Below are 16,500 nucleotides of genomic sequence, written 5' to 3' on the forward strand. Positions count from 1 at the left end.
TTCTGTCTGCTTTTCTCCCATGGCAGAATCCGGCTGTATTGTGCCCTTATTTCCGTTTACTTCAAAATGGCCCTCATCACTCCATAGTAGGACTCCACTACCTTCATAAGCTGATCCAGCTCAATATACTCGTCAATGGTGTGTGCCAATGTCTCCAGGGACGGGCCCACCCCGATGGTCTTGATCCCGGCCTCGCCTGCATAGTGGCTTCCGTTGGTGCAGAAATCATAATTGGTTATGGATGGGTCAAGGCCAATGGCCTTCATTTCCCGGTAAATGTCCTTCACCCATTCCTCCTCCTTATCATACAGCCAGCCGGGGAAGAAGCGCTCGGCCTCTATGGTCTCACCTGTCCAGCATGTTTCCCTTCCGGAGGAATAGCTGACAGAAGCTTTCAGCTGTGGATCCTTTTCCATCATCTCATCCAGAAGGGCCTTTATGAGAGCCAGCACGCTTTCCTTTGTCTCTCCGGTGAGAAGGCGTCGGTCATAGGTGGCCCTGCAGTAATCCGGCACAACGGAGGCTCCCGGATAGGGGGAGGATTTTACATCCACAAGCTCTAATATCCCCTTCCCCAGGACTTCATGGCAGGGAGGGGTAAGGCGGCGTATGGCCTCAATGACACCGCACATCTTATAAACGGCATTGACGCCCTTTTCCGGGCTGGCAGAGTGGGCCGGAACGCCGAAGGTCTCTACTACGATCTCCGCCCGGCCGCGCTGTCCGATCTTCATATTCAGCTGGGAGGCTTCTCCAATGACCACATAATCCGGCTTCACCAGGCGGCTTACCTCCCTGGAAGCCACACCCTCGAAGCATTCCTCATGGCATATGCCTGCCACGCAGATCTCTCCCGGAAAATCTCCCTTTAAATCCTCTGCATAGTAGGCCGCAGCCGCCAGCATGGCCGAGAGGGCTCCTTTCATATCAGAGGTTCCCCGGCCGTACATTTTTCCATCTGCGATCTCCGCTCCAAAGGGATCATGGCTCCATTTGGAGGGATCTGGTACAGGGACGGTGTCCATGTGTCCGTCAAACAGCAGCTTTTTGCCCGGCCTTGACCCCTTTATACGGCAGATGCAGTTTCCGTAACGGTCCGTGGTGACATCGGTAAAGGAGTGCTTTTCACAAAAGCGCCTCATCTCTTCTGTCACGGCCTTCTCCTCTCCGCTGTAGCTTTTGATCTGTATCATCCGCTGTGTAAGCGTTATTAATTCTTCTTTTCTTTCTTCATTCAGCATTGCCATTTTCTGTTTCTTCCTCCTTTACTATAAAAGTCCTGCCGCCGGATAGGCGGCATGTATTCAGGTATGCCAAGTGCGCCCACCAGACTTTTATGGTGCGGTGGCGCGTATGCCCGCTGGGCGCATGCAGGCTTCTTCCCGCTAAATTGCCATTTCTGCTGTTTTCAGGGATGTACATCTGCTTTCAAGGCTCCTGTGGGACATACGTCCGCACACAGTCCGCAGTCTCTGCACTGTTTCCCGTCCACTTCCATGTGCGGGAAATCCAGGGAGCGGGCGCCGTAGCAGCATACCTGCTCACATTTTTTACACCGGATACATTTCTCCGGGGAAAAGGAAAAGTCCAGAGCCGCCATGGGCTCTTTTTGGGGGAAATTGGGATGGGCGGCTCTGTTTACCTGGCTGACAGAGGTATAGCCCAGCTCCTTTAACTTCAGCGAAAGATCACTGCACAGCTTCTCCACATATCCGATTCCATGGAGAATGCCTGCGGTACAGACGCCTACCCCCATGGCTCCTGCCATCATATACTCAATGGCGTCCTCCGCATTCATGACGCCGCCGGAGCCATAAAGATTTTTAAGCTCCGGGTATCTGCTGGCGATCCTGTAATTATAGCCCATGGCGATAGGCTTCATGGCTGCTCCCGTCATCCAGCCAAAGCCGTCTGCGCTCATAAGAGCCGGGGCTGCTTTGCGGATGTCGATCTTTAATACAGGGCCAATGGAGTCAATGGCACAGATCCCGTCCGCCCCGTGCTCCAGGCAGCGCCCAGCCGCCTCCACCGTATCCGGCCAGTTTCCGGAAAGCTTGCAGATGACGGGGATATCCACATGCTCTTTTGTATAGTCCAGCATGGGAACAAGGGTATCCTCCGTATAAGAAACCAGCTCGATCATGTGGGCTCCTGCCCTGGCAGCATCCTCCACAATGGCCTTAGCCTCCTCCGGCGTATGGCCAACAGAGGCAATGACGATAGCCCCGGCCTTTACTGCCCTTGGGATCTCAGATTCGTACCAGCGCAGCCTGTCGGTATCTGCCCATTTTTCACAGTTTACCAGAGAATCCTTTCCAAGAATCGCCATATGGTGGGGCGGGTTCACCGCAGGCTCTAAGCGGATGGTCTTTGTCACCACAGCTCCTGCCCCTGCCTGATGTCCTTTTATCATCCCTTCTGCCCCATAGCAAAGGGGGCCGGAGGATAGGATGAAGGGGCTCTGCAGGTGATAGCCGCAAAAGTCAATGGATATATCTGCTCCCTGTTCCTGTTTTTTCATGTGTTATCTCCTTTTGCTCTCCCAAAATTTTGCTGTCATCTCCGAAAGCTCCAGACGTGTTTCTTCCTTATTGATCGTCAGAAGTCTGCCGTCACGTTTCAGCCACCGGCCATTTACCATCACATTTTTTACATGCTCCGGGTTTCGGTAGAGGATCAGCTGATCATAGATGTTGTGCTCATTGACTGGCGTGGGAGTATCTGTGCTGACGGTGATCAGATCCGCCGGCCTCCCTGGCTCCAGACGTCCGCTCTCCAGGCCTAAGGCGCCAGCTCCGTATTCTGTTGCCAGACGGTATACAAGGCTGGCCGGCATTGCCTGGGGATCCTTTAAATAGCCCTTGTGGATCAGGAAGGCGCCGCGCATCACCTCAAAGAAATTGTTGATATATCCGTCTGTCCCCAGTCCCAGGGTCATTCCTGACTGGAGCAGCTGATGGACCGGGGCAATGCCTCCGCCCACCTCACAGTTGGAAAGGGGCATGGATACGCCCTTTACTCCATGATTGGCGAGAATGCCGATCTCTCTGTCAGACACCTGGACCAGCTGGGAGGCCAGAATATGCTCTCCCAGACATCCAAGCTCTGCATAGACCTCCACGGGCGTCTTCCCGTAATGCTCCTTCGTCCAATTTGGCTCATAATCGCTCTCGCTCAAATGCATGTGCAGAGGGCAGCCTTGCTCCCGGCTTATCCTGTCAGCCTCCCTGATAAAGCCTGCAGAGCAGGTAAACAGGGTGTGGATGCTCATGAAGCCCTTTACCAGGCTGTCTGACTTTCTGGTCTCCTTTATGAAGTTCTCATTTTCCTGAAGTCCCAATTTTCCGTTTTCGCTGCTCACGCGCTCACAGGCCTCAAAGGACAAGAGACCACGCAGACCTGACTGCTCTACGGCCTCCCGCTCCTCCCAAAGGGCTCCTGGCAGGGCATTTGGCGCCTCCAGGATATCGGCAAAGGCCGTAACGCCGGATTCGATCATCTCTGCACAGGCCCATTTTGCAGTGAGACGGGCCAAAGCAGGCGTCACCCGGTTTTCCACACAGGGCCACCAGAAATCCCCCAGGAAGTCGGAGAAATCTGACACCATGGTCTCTGCCGTAATGCCGTGGGACAGCACTCCATACATGTGGTGATGGCCGTTGACAAAGCCTGGAAGGATGATCTGACCGCCTAAATCCAAAACCCTGGGATCAGACTCCCGAAAGGCATTCTTCTCAGACTCTCCGAAGGCATTTGTCCCGGATCCGATCGCGCCGTCAGCCTCTGACTCTCCAAAAGCCCTGGCCTCCATTTCACAGAAGGGCCGGACTTCTGTGATCCTTCCATCTTCTATCCTGATCCCCCAGTCCTTCTTTAACCCATCCGGGGCCAGGAGATACCTTGCCTTGATCATAACAGCTTCCATTTGTCCGTCTCCTTACTCTGAAAGTCCTGCCGCCGAATAGGCGGCATGTTACCTGCCGCTGTTCCAGCGGTGGCCCTCCAGGCGGTTGGTAATGCCGCCGCGGATACACAGCTCCTCCGCTGCCTGCTGAGCTGCACGAAGCTCTCTCTTCTCATCCTCCACTGTCAGGATCCTTCCATCCTCCATGATAAACCGCCCATCTACCATGACATGGACAATGTTCTTTAAGGAGGAGGAATAGACAAGAGTGGAGCATGGATTATGCAGGGGCACTGCCTTCACGCACTCATAGGGATCGAACACCACAAGGTCCGCCTTCTTTCCCGGCTCCAGGGAGCCGATCTCCTTTTCAAGCCCCAGAGCCCTTGCTCCGTCAATGGTAGCCATCTCCACCACCTTTTCTGCGGTGATGGACAGGGGATCTCTGGTAGCGCATTTCTGCAGCAGGGCGGCATTCTTCATAAGCTCCAGCATGTCGTTGGCATTGTTGGAGGCTGCACCGTCCACGCCCAGGGAGCAGGTGACACCTGCCTTTAGCAGCGCGGGAATGGGGGCCACGCCGGAGGACAGATACATATTGGAGCAGGGATTGTAGGAGATCTTCAGATCGTATTTTCTCGCCTTTTCAATGTCCTCCTCTGTAAGATGGACACAGTGTACCATAAGAACGTTAGGCCCGCAGATGCCCATGTCGATCATGGCATCAATATCCCATTTCCCGTGAAGGCTCTTCGCCGCCTCCCGGTCAAACTCCGTCTCGGAAATATGTACCGTAAAGCCGGATCCATACTCCTGGGTGATCCTGTAAAGCATCCGGAGGTTTTCCCTGGTATTGGACCAGATGGCCGCCGGAGCCGCCCACACCTTGATCCTCCCATGATCGCAGTTGTGGTAGCGTTCAAAGATATCTCTGATATCGCGCTCCACCTCCTCCTTTGTCTGCATGATACCGGGATGTACCCCAAACTGGACTCCCGTGTCCATACAGCCCCTTCCGAATATCCCCCGGATGCCCAGCTGCCTCATGGCCTTGATGACGCCATCGTCCAGGCCCTCCCTGGGATGGGGATACATGTAGTCCAGATTCGTAGTAACACCGCTGTGGATCCCTTCCATAAGCCCCAGCATGGCTCCGTGGTAGCAGTCCTCCGGCTGCAGGTTGCTGGCAGCCGGAAATGTCATGGTCTCCAGCCAATCCTTTAATACCATATCATCCCCCAGGCCGCGCAGGAGAGTCTGGAACAGGTGGTTGTGGGTGTTGATGAAGCCTGGGAATACCAGCTTTCCCTCCAGATCCATCACCCGGCCCCATTCTCCGTATTTCTCTGTCATCTCCTTGTCAGGTCCAACCTCCAGGATCCGGTCATCCTTAAGGGCGATTGCCCCCTTGTAGAACACCTTTCGTTCCTTATCTACCGTAACAATGATTCCGTTTCTAAGTAAATAACTGATCATAGATCTGGCTGCTCCTTTTCTTATTGTTTTATATCGTAGCTCTTTCTATCTTCTCCAGTGCCTCAAGCACGTCCTGCGGCCGGATCGGCAGGCGGCAGAAGTGATATCCCAGCGCTTCCGACACCGCATTGGCAACAGCGGCTCCCGACGGGACGGTGGCGCATTCCCCGATGCTTTTTGCCCCAAAGGGCCCTGTGGGCTCATAGCTGTCTAAAAATTCGATCCGGATCTTTGGCATCTCATCCATGCGCAGCATGCCGCAGTCCCTTAAGCGGTGCTGCTGCACCCGTCCTTTGCTGTCACAGGACAAGCCCTCGGACAGGGCATATCCCAGTCCCATCATGATACCGCCGTGAAGCTGCCCCTCCACGGCATTGGGGTTCAACACCCTTCCCACATCGTGAACAGCCGTGTAGGCCAGAGGACGCACCTTCCCTGTCAGCGTATCCACCTCCACCTTTACAAAGTGAACTCCGCCGGAGATGGGGACTGCCTTTGAGGAAAATGTTTCTGCCACCACCAGATCTTTTTCGTGGACATTGTGGGCATGGGCCACAGCCTCCGCTATGGTGATGCCGCGGTTCTTCTCCTTCCTGCTCCAGATTCCGTTGCTCTTAAGCTCCAGCTCCTCCGGGGGCAGCTTAAGTATTTCAGAAGCTTCCGAGAGCAGCTTTTCTCTCATACGGTCCGCGGCCTGGAGAGCAGCGCCGCCTCCCACATAGGTGCCCCGACTGGCGTATGCGCCCACATCATATAAGGTAGCCTCCGTATCGGTCTTCACGCAGGCAATCCTGTCCATGGAGATTCCCAGCACCTCGCTCACCACCATCATCTGCACAGTGTTGGAGCCATTTCCCATGTCGCTGACACCGGTGAACATCGTCAGAGAGCCGTCCTCATTCATTTTCAGCATCACGCCTGTGGTGTCGGCAAACACCCCGTAAAGGCTGCTGGCATGGGGAGCCGCGGCCACGCCCGCCCCTATGAGGTAGCGTCCATGGGCCTTTCCGGAGGCCTCCTGCTCCTCCTTCGCCTTTTCCCAGCCAAAGAGCTCCTTGCCCCGCCTTAAGCAGTCCAATACCCGGTAGTTTCCAAGCTCCTCTCCCCGCAGGTCCTCCATGTTGGGTTTAAACAGATTTTTTTCCAGAAGCTCTGTCATGTCCATCTTAAGCTCCCAGGACATCCTTCTCAAAAGGCTGTTCATGGCAAAGAACAGCTGGGGTGAGCCAAAGCCTCTCATGGCTCCGGCCACTGTGCGGTTGGTATAAACGCCATAGGCGTGATAGCGCATATTCGGCACATTTAAAAGCTTGAAAAACTTCCCTCCTGCCGCCCAGGCCACGCTGGATGTTGCTCCGCTCTGGGCCCCTGCATTCAGGCAGGCCTCATAGTCAAGGGCCGTTATGGTTCCATCCTCTTTAAACCCAGCCTTCATGCGGATGGAGGCTCCGTGGCGCGTAAGGGTGGAGGAAATATCCTGGAACCGTTTATACACCAGTTTGACAGGCTTTTTGCAGCGAATCGCCAAAAGGGCGGCCACAGGCTCTGTCACAAGATCGATCTTTCCCCCAAAGCCTCCTCCCATGGCAGGATTGATGACTCGGACCCGATTCATGGGAAGGCCAAAGATCTTGCACAGGTTCATGCGCTGTCCAAATACATCCTGGCTGGGAGTGTATACGGTCAGCTTCCCATCAGCGTCATAGGAGGCCAGGGAAACATGTGGCTCCAAAGCCCCGTGATGGACAGGCGGTACATGACAGAAGTCCTCCAGCGTCCGTTCTGCCTGGGCAAAGCCCTGATCCAAATCCCCTCCGGACAGAGCTACCTCCTCCATCAGGTTCCCGCCCTCATGGATGGGATAGGCGCCCTCCTCCATTGCCTCCTCCGGCTCCAGATAATAGGGAAGGGGATCATATTCCACCTTAATAAGTCCTATGGCCTTCTCCGCGATCTGTGGCGTGTCGGCGGCCACAGCAGCCACCTTGTCTCCCACATACCGCACCACATCGTCAAATACACGTTCAGAGGGCTTAATGGATGCATCTTCGCCGTTTCCATTGTAGCGGACATCCGGTGCATCCTTGTAGCACACGGCTGCCCGTACCCCCTCAAGGGCTTTTGCCGCCGTCAGGTCAATGGAGCGTATCCGTCCGTGGGCAATGGGGCTTTGGAGCACCTCGGCATAGAGCATTCCCGGCAGCTTCATATCTCCCACATAGGCAAGCTCCCCTGTCACCTTAGCCCGCACTCCCAGAACCGGGCTGCTGCTTCCCAAAACACCGTTTCTAAATTCTCTCATGGTCCATCTCCTTCATACGCCCTGCCGCCAGCTTCACAGCCTCCACGATCTTGACATAGCCCGTACAGCGGCACAGGTTATCCTTCATGGCCTGGCGGATCTCCTCCTCTGTGGGGTCCGGATTTTCATCCAGAAGAGCCTTTGCAGACATGAGCATCCCTGGGGTACAGAAGCCGCACTGGACAGCCCCTGCGTCAATAAACGCCTGCTGGAGGGGATGGAGCTCCTCCCCATTTGCCAGCCCTTCCACTGTGAGGATCTCCCTTCCTGCCAGCTTTGCTGCCATGAGCACGCAGGAATTCACAGCCTTTCCGTCTACGATGACCCGGCAGGCGCCGCAGTCATTGGTGCTGCAGCCGCATTTTGTTCCCGTAAGTCCCAGCACCTCCCGGAGCACATACAGGAGCGTCCAATTTTTTTCTATGAATACAGGGTATTCCCTGTGGTTGATCTTTAATACAACTGCTTCCATTTGTCCACCTTTCGTCCCTGTTCTTCAGCCTTGAAACGCTCTGTCGTGATACTCCTACAGGGAAAATTCTGCTTCCTTCATGATCCTGGCCATCACGGCCAGCTTCTTCCCCAGCCTGCGCACATGTGCCATTCCCTGGGGATCATCCATATCTGTGGAGCCGTCCCCTGGATTCCAGAGCATGGGCCCGGAATACATGCCGTCCCCTCCGGTGCACAGGGTCATGCCCTGGGTAAGGTAGAAGTTCTGGATGGCGGACATGGCCATCTCCTGGCCTCCGTTTCTGGTGCCTCCTACTGTGATTCCCGCGCCTACCTTGCGCATAAAAAATTCCGGTTCCTTGATGCCCTTCAGCCATGCTGAACGGAAGCGGTCCATGAAGGTGACTGTCTGGGCTGTCAGGTTCATCTCATAGACAGGGGAGGCGATGATGATGCCGTCTGCCTCATAGAATTTATCATAAAGAGAAGTCATATCGTCCTGGTAGACCGTACAGACATCCGCCCCATCTCTTAAGCATTTATTGCAGTGGATGCAGGGATTGATCTTCCTTCCCCGAAGCTCAACAAGCTCAGTCTCCACCTGCTCACCGGAGTCCTTTGCCGCCTCCAGGGCCGCCAGCAGGGCCGTGTAGGCAGATTTCCTTCGGGGACTTCCGCAGATTCCTAATATCTTTACCATTGTCTCTTCCTCCTTTACTCCCGCTAGCCTTCCCCTTCTTCCACCGGAATGCCAAACAGCATCTGGTTCAATCCCGCCTCTATGAGGTATCCGGCTGTCCGCTGCTTATACTCATAGCCTGTGAGAAGGCCCTTCACGGACTCCATCTCCCTCCGGCAGTTTTCTGCGTAAGCCCTCACAGCCTCCTTTGTGCTGTCCGTCCCAAAGCGGATCCCTGCACCGCCGCCTAACAGGCAGGGCTTTGGAAACATGCCTCCCACACAGGTGAGGGCCTCATAGCCTTCCGTCTCCTGCTGCCATTTCAGATTGATCGCCACATTGATCACCGCCATCTCACTTGAGCGGTTCTTTGTCAATTTGTAAAAGAAATACCGGTCCTCTGGACCCTGTATGGGTATCCTTATAGACTCGATCCATTCCCCCTTCTCCATATACAGCTTCTTTCTGGAGGGATCCGGGAAATAGCAGGTTCTCGCATGCATTCCCTCATGCTTTAAGCAGGCCCTGCACTCCCGGTACAAATGGAGCAGGGGAACCTCCCGAACTCCCTTAAGGCTCCTGACAGCTGCCTCTGCCCCCAGCACCAGAAGGGCGGGAATACAGTCCGAGGCAGGACAGGCATTGGCCGCATTTCCCGCCAGGGTGGCTCTGTTTCTCACCTGGCAGCTTGCCACATGCTCTGCGGCCTGGCACAGAAGAGGGGCCGCCGATTGGGCCGCCGGGGAAGAAATAAGCTCTGACAGTGTCACCCCGGCACCGATCACCAGCCAGTTTCCTTCCTTCCTAAGAAGCTTTAAGGCCTCGATCTGTCCAATATCCAGGAATGTATGCTGCTCATACCAGTTCCGTTCCCGCCCCTTTACCATCAGATCTGTTCCTCCGGCAAATATAACAGACGGATCATCCTCCATCAGCCTTTTATCCACATCACAGGGCGTTTTCAGCCTTTCATATCTGCCAAACATTGCTTCCTCTCAGATTCCATTTTCATTAAACCGGCGCGCCAGAATGCGCTGGCTGAGCCGCCCCTATAAAGGGGCCGCAGCTGCCCCACCATTTTCTTCCGCCACCTCTAAAATCGCTGCGATCACCTGCTCATATCCCGTACAGCGGCACAGGTTTCCTGCAATGGCCTGCTGCACCTCCCTGCGGGTGGGATGGGGCTTTTCCCGCAGAAGGGCTTCCGCGCTCATAAGGAGTCCAGGGGTACAGAAGCCGCACTGGAGAGCGTGATGGCGGATAAATGCCTCCTGAAGGGGATGGAGCCTTGGATCCTCTGAAAGCCCTTCAATGGTCATCACCTGACGCCCTTCCACCAAACAGGCGGGAACCAGGCAGGCGTTTACTGCCCTGCCGTCTAAAAGGACGGTGCAGGCCCCGCATTCTCCGATGCCGCAGCCCTCCTTTGTGCCCGTAAGCCCCAGACCTGTCCTAAGCACATCCAAAAGCCGGTCATCGGGCCTTACAAGCACCATCTCCTCCTTTCCATTGCACAAAAAGCGGAGTATTTTCTTATCTTCCATTGCTGTCCTCCATTCCCATTGCTGCGATCTGCTCCATTGTCACTGGCAGCTTTCTCACAGGCTTTTCTAAGGCATGGGCCACTGCCAGGGCCGCTGCAGCCCCCACCATCTCAGTAGCTGCCTCGGCAACACATTTTGCGCCGTAGACGCCCTCCGGGTCCTCGCACTCGTATACCCGGATATCGATCTCCGGCACATCCAGAGCAGTAGGAATGCGGTAGGAATCCAGGTTCAGGTCAGGCGTCCTTCCCTTATCCAGCCTTACCTCCTCCCAGAGCCCGAAGCCCAGCCCCATCATGATACCGCCGTATATCTGGCCCCGTATCATCTCCGGATTGATGGCAGTGCCCACATCGTGGGCTACCGTGACCTTATCCACCCTGACCTGCCCTGTAATAGTGTTGACCCTGACCTCTGCTGCGCAGACTCCGTAAGCGTAGGTGGTAAAGGCCTCTCCCTGCCCCGTCTTCTCATCTGTCCCCAGAGGTCTGGGAATATACCACTCATATACTGCCATGGGAAGCCCCTGGTATCTGCGGTAGGTACAGATCTCCGCCAGGGAGACCCTTCTAGCCGGGTCAGAAACAAGGTAGCAGCTGCTGTCCTCCAGCCTTACCTCCTCATCCTTGTCCGCCTTTAACAGGATCCTTCCTGATTCCAACAGCATTTTCCCCATCCGTTCACCTGCCTGCCGTACAGACTGTCCGCCCATGGCCGTTCCGCGGGAGGCCACTGTAAGGCCGCTGTCAGGAATGCTGTGGGTATCCACAGATGTCACCGCGATATCAGAAAAGGCAATGCCGCTGGCTTCCGCCGCGATCTGGGCATAGGCCGTACGCAGGCCCTGGCCGATCTCCATCAGGGCCGCGTCCAAAAGAAAGGTTCCGTCCGGCAGAGCTGTAAGCATAGCTCCTGTGGCATCTACGCCCTCGCTTCCCAAAGCACAGCCCCGGTAGCTTGTGACCAGACCGATGCCCCGCCTCCATATACCTGTCTGTCCCTTGTAGGCAGCCCGCTTTTTCTCATAGTCCGTATCCCTTGCAATATCCTCCATCATGTCAGGCAGCAGCGTCATATGCACCAGCTCCTGGCCTGTGGCTGTGCGGCTTCCCCTGTGCAGAAGATTCTTTCTCTTGATATCCAGGGCATCCATGCCCAGCGCGTTTGCCAGCTCATCAATGATCATCTCATTGGTGAAAATGATCTGAGGGGAGCTGTAGCCCCGGAATGCACCCGGGTGCATATTGTTGGTAAAGACTCCGTAGGTGTCTGTGCGGATGTTGGGAATCTCATAGGGGCCTGCGGAATGCACCATGGCCCGGATATTCATCCAGGGAGCCTGGCTGTTGTAGGCGCCGCAGTTCTCCACCTGCGCGGCCTCATAGGCAGTGATCCTTCCGTCTTTTGTGGCTCCGATGCGGATGGTGCTGCGAAATGGATGGCGCTTCATGCTCTCTGCGATGGACTGTTCCCTTGTCAAAGTGAGCTTGCAGGGCCGTCCTGTCCGCCATGTCACCATAGCTGCCCTGGCACTCATAAGGCCCACCACCTCAAATTTTCCTCCAAAGGAGCCGCCAACTGTGCGCTGGATAGCGCGGATCCGGTTCATGGGAAGCTGCAGGGCATCCGCCACAAATTCCCTGGGGGCATGGCCCTGCTGGGAGCAGGACTGAATGGTAATGGTCCCATCATTGGGATCGGAATAGGTGAGAACGGATTCCGGCTCAATGTAGGCGTGCTCCACCAGCTGTGTCTCATAGGTGCGGGTAAGCGTCACATCCGCCATGGCAAAGCCCTGGCTGGTATCACCCTTTCGCAGGGGGTGATAGGAATTTAAGAATACATTTCCCTTTTTCTTTGGATCAGGCACCCCATCTGTCAGCCCCACACCCTCATCACGGATCACAGGAGCTTCCGGGGACAGCGCCTCCTCGATGGTGTAAACGGAAGGAAGATCCTGATACCTGACCTTTACAGCCTTTATCGCCTGCCTCAGGCTCCTCTCATCCTCCGCTGCCACCACTGCCAGGACATCCCCGATAAAACAGGGAGTATCGGTGCAGTAATAATAATCGCAGTAGCTTTTCGGCTTTGGAAAATCCTTCTTGGTGAGGATGCAGGCCACACCGGGAAGGGAGGCTGCAGCCGTGATATCGATCTCTGCCTTGGCATGGGGATGGGTGGTGTAGACGCAGCCTGCAAGGAGCATATTTTTCATCTGAACATCGTCTGCGTAGAGCGTCCTGCCTGTCACCTTATCTACTCCATCCACCCTGGGAAGGCTTTTCCCGATCACCCGGAATTGTTTTTTCTCCATCGCGTGCTCCTTCAATTGCTTTTCATTGCTTTTCTTTCAGCCAGCTTTCTTAGACCCTGCCATCAGCATTCCGATCTCCTGTATGTCCGCATCCCTCTGGTCCATCTCACCCAGGATCTGTCCCTCATAGATCACGCCGATGCGGTCGCTTAGGGACAGCACCTCATCCATTTCTGTGGATACTAAAAGCACGGCACAGCCGCGGTTGCGGGCTGCCACGATCTGCTTATGGATAAACTCCACAGCTCCGATGTCTACTCCCCTGGTGGGATGGACTGCCAGCAGAAGGCTGGGATTTTTTTCCAATTCTCTGGCTACCACTGCCTTCTGCTGGTTTCCCCCTGACAAATACCCGATGGCGATCTCCAGGTCCGGCGTCTTAATGTTGTATTTCTCTACAAGCTGGTTTGTAAAGCCTTTCACCTTTGGCCAGCTTAGGAGCTTTCTGTTTTTCAGATCTGCATTTTTATAGCTGTACAAAATCAGGTTATCCATGAGGCTGCGCCTTATGGCAATTCCCATATGCTGGCGATCCTCCGGGATATGGGACACGCCACAGTCCAGCACATCCTTTGGCGAAGCCCCCGACATTTCCCTTCCATTGATCCTGATGGAGCCGGAATGGCGCTTTGTCAGGGCGGCTATGGCGGAGACCAGCTCTGACTGTCCATTTCCATCCACGCCTATGATGCCGTATATCTCACCTTCCCGCACAGACAGAGACAGGTGGTCCACTGCCATATGGCCGTCCTTGTGGGCCACAGACAGATCAGATACCTCAAGTACCCTTTTTCCGGGAATGACTGCCTTCTTTTCCACTGCAAATTGCACGGACTTTCCTACCATCAATGCTGCCAGCTCCTCCTTTGTGGTCTCACCGGGCAGGACTTCCGCCACCTTTTCCCCGCTTCTTAAAACGCCGATGCGGTCGCTGACCTCCATGACCTCCCGCAGCTTGTGGGTGATGAAGATTACGGACTTTTCCTCCGCCTTAAACTGGCGTATCATCTGGCACAGCTCCTCGATCTCCTGGGGAGTCAGCACTGCCGTGGGCTCATCCAGGATCAGGAGACGGCAGTCCTTGTAAATGGCCTTTACGATCTCCACCCGCTGCTGCTGTCCCACGGTCAGCTCCGATACTTTCGCATAGGGGTCTACCTTCAGCTTGTATTTATCCGACAGGGCGAGGATCCGGTCGGCAACCGCCTTTTTATTCATCAAAATCCGGCTGCCTTCATCCATTGCAAGAATAATATTTTCCACCACCGTCAATGCCGGGATCAGCATAAAATGCTGGTGCACCATGCCGATCCCGTGGCGGATCGCCTTTTTGGGGGAGGTGATCTTCACCTTCTGTCCCTGGATGTAGATGCTCCCTGTATCGGGCTGGGACAGGCCGTACAGGATATTCATCAATGTGCTCTTTCCTGCCCCGTTTTCCCCCAGCAGGCCGTAGACCTGGCCTGTCTCTACTGTAAGATTGATCTCATGATTGGCGCAAAAGCCTGAAAAATATTTGGAAATGTTTCTTAATTCCAGCAATGGAGCCATGACCTCATCCCTCCGTCCTTTGATATGCTGACGCTGTAATGTTGTTTACTGCTTTACCTGGATCTCTCCGCTTGCGATCTTTTCCTTGATGCTCTCAATCTCCTGGTGCTGCTCCTCTGTGAGCATGGACTTCATATCCCGGAAATCTGCCAGCCCGATAACCCCTTCCTTGACACCGAACTTATAGGATATAGGCTCTAATTCTCCTGAAATCTGGTACTCTGCTGCCAGAAGAATCGCCTGGCTGATCTGGTTGGTGGCACTTGTAATGGTCTTTTCCGGAAGCAGCTCATACTGGTCGCCTACAGCTCCAATGGCATACACGCCGTCTGCATCCTTCACTGCCTCAAAGATACCTAAGCCTGCCGCATCTGCATCGTGGGTGATGATGTCTGCACCCTGCTGGATGAAGGCATTGGCCTGCTCCTTTACCTTTGCCGCATCGTCAAAATCTCCTGTATAGGCTGTCAGCGCCTTCACATCCGGATTTACATAGGCTGCGCCCTGGACAAAGCCTTCATTATAATAAACGATCGATGGCACCTCCATGCCGCCTACAGAGCCAACCACGCCTGTCTTTGTTGCCATAGCTGCTACTGCTCCTGCCAGGAAGCCCTGCTCACTGTTCAGATTTTCCAGAGAGCATACATTCGGCTCTGCACATACATCTGTACTGGTAATGCAGAACATGGAATCCGGGTAATCAGGAGCCACATTCATAGCTGCATCTGAAAATTCCGATCCATGGCCAATGATCAGGTTGAAGCCCTGATCCGCATAGCCGCGGAATACATTCTCATAATCGCTGGCGGCCACCTTCTCGGAGTAAGCCACCTTACATCCGATCTCCTGTTCGATCGCCTGGAGTCCCTCATAAGCCTCCTGGTTCCAGCCCTTGTCATTGGCTGTTCCCGGAAGCAGCAGAGCCACCTTATAATCAGCGGGGTCCATAGCCTGGGCTTCTGCACTGCCTTTTGAAGCTTCCGCGGAAGTCTCTGCTGATGTATCGGCCTCCTTTGCCTCCGTCTGCTCACCGGCTGCCTGTGTCTGTGCGGCCGGAGCCTCTGCGCTCTTTCCGCCTGAACAGCCTGCCGCTGACAGGACAAGGGCTGCTGCCATGAGTATTGCACCTGCTTTTGTTACCATTGACTTTTTCATTTCTTTTCCTCCTCACTCTTCCGGCAGACCCTTACTCCAGGTGCCGGATTCGATATTTATATAATGGGGATTTCCCTCATTATCTCTGCCTTTCGCAACTGTTCAGTACCCTCACAGTTACGAGCAAAAATCCATTTAAAATCGGCTTCGCCGATGGGATTTTTGCCTTCTGGCCCAGGTTATCTTACGGTCAGCGCAGCAAGTGCGCAGACCTACTGAACAGTTACTGCCTTTCTATCAATTCTCTCCCTTCCGGTAGGGTTCTCCCAGGGCCGCAGGGCCGCCGGACCTCCTGCCTGTGCCAGCCACGATCAGGATCGTCAGCACATAAGGTATCATCAGGATAAGCTGGCTGGGAACGGCACTTCCCAGCGCCTGGAGCCGATATACTGCCGCTTCACCCGCGCCGAACACCAGCACCGCAAGGAGGGTCCCGGCTGCCGTGTACCTGCCGAAAATGACAGCGGCCAGAGCAATATAACCGCGTCCTGTTACCATTTCCTCGGAAAAGAAGGAAAGGATACCCATGGACAGATACATTCCGCCAAAGCCGATGATGACTGCTCCTGCCATAGTGGCTGCATAGCGGATCCCTGTTACACTTAAGCCAACAGAATCCACTGCCTTCGGATGCTCCCCGGCCGCCCTGATCATGAGGCCGGGTCTTGTCTTATACATGAACAATGTGATCAGGACCACGGCTCCAAACCCTATGTATACGGGAAGGCTGAAAGCGCCGCCTATGGGCTGAAAGCCTGTAAGGGTTTCTCCTGAGTTCATTCCGAACAGGATACGGAACAGGGTGGTGGTAAGCCCGGTGGAAAGGATGTTGAAGGCCACACCCACCACTGTCTGGTTCGCTTTCATTGTGACGGTAAAGAAGGCAAACAGAAGGCCTGTGAGAGCGGATACTGCGGCCACAAACAGCGCTCCCAGCCAGACATTTCCAAATATCCATGTCCCGGCCATCCCGGCAAATGCTCCGATGAGCATCATCCCTTCTGCTCCGATGTTTAATACCCCTGAAAGCTGCATGACCAGGACGCCCAGAGCGGCAAACAGAATGGGAATAGAAATATTTATAACAGTTCCGATAAAACTGATCAGCTCAGCCAT

Annotated in this window: 13 protein-coding genes; all 13 read right to left on the minus strand. The window is 54.8% G+C overall.

Annotation, left to right across the window (positions count from 1 at the left end; all coding sequences use genetic code 11):
- Positions 1-56: 56 nt before the first annotated feature.
- Positions 57-1,247 carry a YgeY family selenium metabolism-linked hydrolase gene (locus LIZ87_RS03770; protein WP_227145362.1) on the minus strand — a complete coding sequence of 397 codons (1,191 nt, stop codon included), beginning with the start codon at positions 1,245-1,247 and terminating at the stop codon, positions 57-59.
- Positions 1,248-1,408: 161 nt separating this feature from the next.
- Positions 1,409-2,521 carry a 4Fe-4S binding protein gene (locus tag LIZ87_RS03775; protein ID WP_227145364.1) on the minus strand — a complete coding sequence of 371 codons (1,113 nt, stop codon included), beginning with the start codon at positions 2,519-2,521 and terminating at the stop codon, positions 1,409-1,411.
- A 3-nt stretch (positions 2,522-2,524) separates the two neighbouring features.
- Positions 2,525-3,925 (minus strand): amidohydrolase family protein, encoded by a 1,401-nt coding sequence (locus tag LIZ87_RS03780; RefSeq protein ID WP_227145366.1) that lies wholly within the window; start codon positions 3,923-3,925, stop codon positions 2,525-2,527.
- A 48-nt stretch (positions 3,926-3,973) separates the two neighbouring features.
- Positions 3,974-5,380 carry an amidohydrolase family protein gene (locus LIZ87_RS03785; RefSeq protein ID WP_227145368.1) on the minus strand — a complete coding sequence of 469 codons (1,407 nt, stop codon included), beginning with the start codon at positions 5,378-5,380 and terminating at the stop codon, positions 3,974-3,976.
- 28 nt (positions 5,381-5,408) lie between these two features.
- On the minus strand, positions 5,409-7,682 hold the full coding sequence (locus LIZ87_RS03790; RefSeq protein WP_227145370.1) for a xanthine dehydrogenase family protein molybdopterin-binding subunit: 2,274 nt from the start codon (positions 7,680-7,682) through the stop codon (positions 5,409-5,411).
- Positions 7,669-8,154: a (2Fe-2S)-binding protein gene (locus LIZ87_RS03795; protein ID WP_178313740.1), complete on the minus strand. Its 486-nt coding sequence runs from the start codon at positions 8,152-8,154 to the stop codon at positions 7,669-7,671. The genes LIZ87_RS03790 and LIZ87_RS03795 overlap by 14 nt, the downstream gene beginning before the upstream one ends.
- A gap of 54 nt (positions 8,155-8,208) precedes the next feature.
- Positions 8,209-8,835, minus strand: coding sequence for a flavodoxin family protein (locus LIZ87_RS03800; protein WP_227145372.1), 627 nt, complete (start codon positions 8,833-8,835; stop codon positions 8,209-8,211).
- Positions 8,836-8,858: 23 nt separating this feature from the next.
- Complete coding sequence (locus LIZ87_RS03805) at positions 8,859-9,800, minus strand: FAD binding domain-containing protein (RefSeq protein ID WP_227145374.1); 942 nt, start codon at positions 9,798-9,800, stop codon at positions 8,859-8,861.
- A 63-nt stretch (positions 9,801-9,863) separates the two neighbouring features.
- Positions 9,864-10,358 carry a (2Fe-2S)-binding protein gene (locus LIZ87_RS03810; RefSeq protein WP_227145375.1) on the minus strand — a complete coding sequence of 165 codons (495 nt, stop codon included), beginning with the start codon at positions 10,356-10,358 and terminating at the stop codon, positions 9,864-9,866.
- The gene (locus tag LIZ87_RS03815; RefSeq protein ID WP_227145378.1) at positions 10,348-12,675 is read right to left on the minus strand and encodes a xanthine dehydrogenase family protein molybdopterin-binding subunit; all 2,328 of its coding nucleotides are present in this window, start codon (positions 12,673-12,675) and stop codon (positions 10,348-10,350) included. Before LIZ87_RS03815 ends, LIZ87_RS03810 begins: the two co-directional genes overlap by 11 nt.
- Positions 12,676-12,711: 36 nt before the next feature.
- On the minus strand, positions 12,712-14,226 hold the full coding sequence (locus tag LIZ87_RS03820; protein WP_227145379.1) for an ABC transporter ATP-binding protein: 1,515 nt from the start codon (positions 14,224-14,226) through the stop codon (positions 12,712-12,714).
- A 45-nt stretch (positions 14,227-14,271) separates the two neighbouring features.
- The gene (locus LIZ87_RS03825; protein ID WP_227145381.1) at positions 14,272-15,384 is read right to left on the minus strand and encodes a BMP family protein; all 1,113 of its coding nucleotides are present in this window, start codon (positions 15,382-15,384) and stop codon (positions 14,272-14,274) included.
- Between the two features lie 237 nt (positions 15,385-15,621).
- On the minus strand, positions 15,622-16,500 hold the full coding sequence (locus LIZ87_RS03830; RefSeq protein ID WP_227145383.1) for an ABC transporter permease: 879 nt from the start codon (positions 16,498-16,500) through the stop codon (positions 15,622-15,624).

This window comes from Lacrimispora sp. 210928-DFI.3.58, from assembly GCF_020554865.1.
GTDB lineage: Bacteria > Bacillota > Clostridia > Lachnospirales > Lachnospiraceae > Enterocloster.

Excerpts from the sequence above, each read along its gene's own strand:
- LIZ87_RS03770 (WP_227145362.1), bottom strand. The coding sequence starts at position 1,247 with ATGGCAATGCTGAATGAAGAAAGAAAAGAAGAATTAATAACGCTTACA.
- LIZ87_RS03775 (WP_227145364.1), bottom strand. The coding sequence starts at position 2,521 with ATGAAAAAACAGGAACAGGGAGCAGATATATCCATTGACTTTTGCGGC.
- LIZ87_RS03780 (WP_227145366.1), bottom strand. The coding sequence starts at position 3,925 with ATGGAAGCTGTTATGATCAAGGCAAGGTATCTCCTGGCCCCGGATGGG.
- LIZ87_RS03785 (WP_227145368.1), bottom strand. The coding sequence starts at position 5,380 with ATGATCAGTTATTTACTTAGAAACGGAATCATTGTTACGGTAGATAAG.
- LIZ87_RS03790 (WP_227145370.1), bottom strand. The coding sequence starts at position 7,682 with ATGAGAGAATTTAGAAACGGTGTTTTGGGAAGCAGCAGCCCGGTTCTG.
- LIZ87_RS03795 (WP_178313740.1), bottom strand. The coding sequence starts at position 8,154 with ATGGAAGCAGTTGTATTAAAGATCAACCACAGGGAATACCCTGTATTC.
- LIZ87_RS03800 (WP_227145372.1), bottom strand. The coding sequence starts at position 8,835 with ATGGTAAAGATATTAGGAATCTGCGGAAGTCCCCGAAGGAAATCTGCC.
- LIZ87_RS03805 (WP_227145374.1), bottom strand. The coding sequence starts at position 9,800 with ATGTTTGGCAGATATGAAAGGCTGAAAACGCCCTGTGATGTGGATAAA.
- LIZ87_RS03810 (WP_227145375.1), bottom strand. The coding sequence starts at position 10,358 with ATGGAAGATAAGAAAATACTCCGCTTTTTGTGCAATGGAAAGGAGGAG.
- LIZ87_RS03815 (WP_227145378.1), bottom strand. The coding sequence starts at position 12,675 with ATGGAGAAAAAACAATTCCGGGTGATCGGGAAAAGCCTTCCCAGGGTG.
- LIZ87_RS03820 (WP_227145379.1), bottom strand. The coding sequence starts at position 14,226 with ATGGCTCCATTGCTGGAATTAAGAAACATTTCCAAATATTTTTCAGGC.
- LIZ87_RS03825 (WP_227145381.1), bottom strand. The coding sequence starts at position 15,384 with ATGAAAAAGTCAATGGTAACAAAAGCAGGTGCAATACTCATGGCAGCA.
- LIZ87_RS03830 (WP_227145383.1), bottom strand. The coding sequence starts at position 16,500 with ATGGCTGAGCTGATCAGTTTTATCGGAACTGTTATAAATATTTCTATT.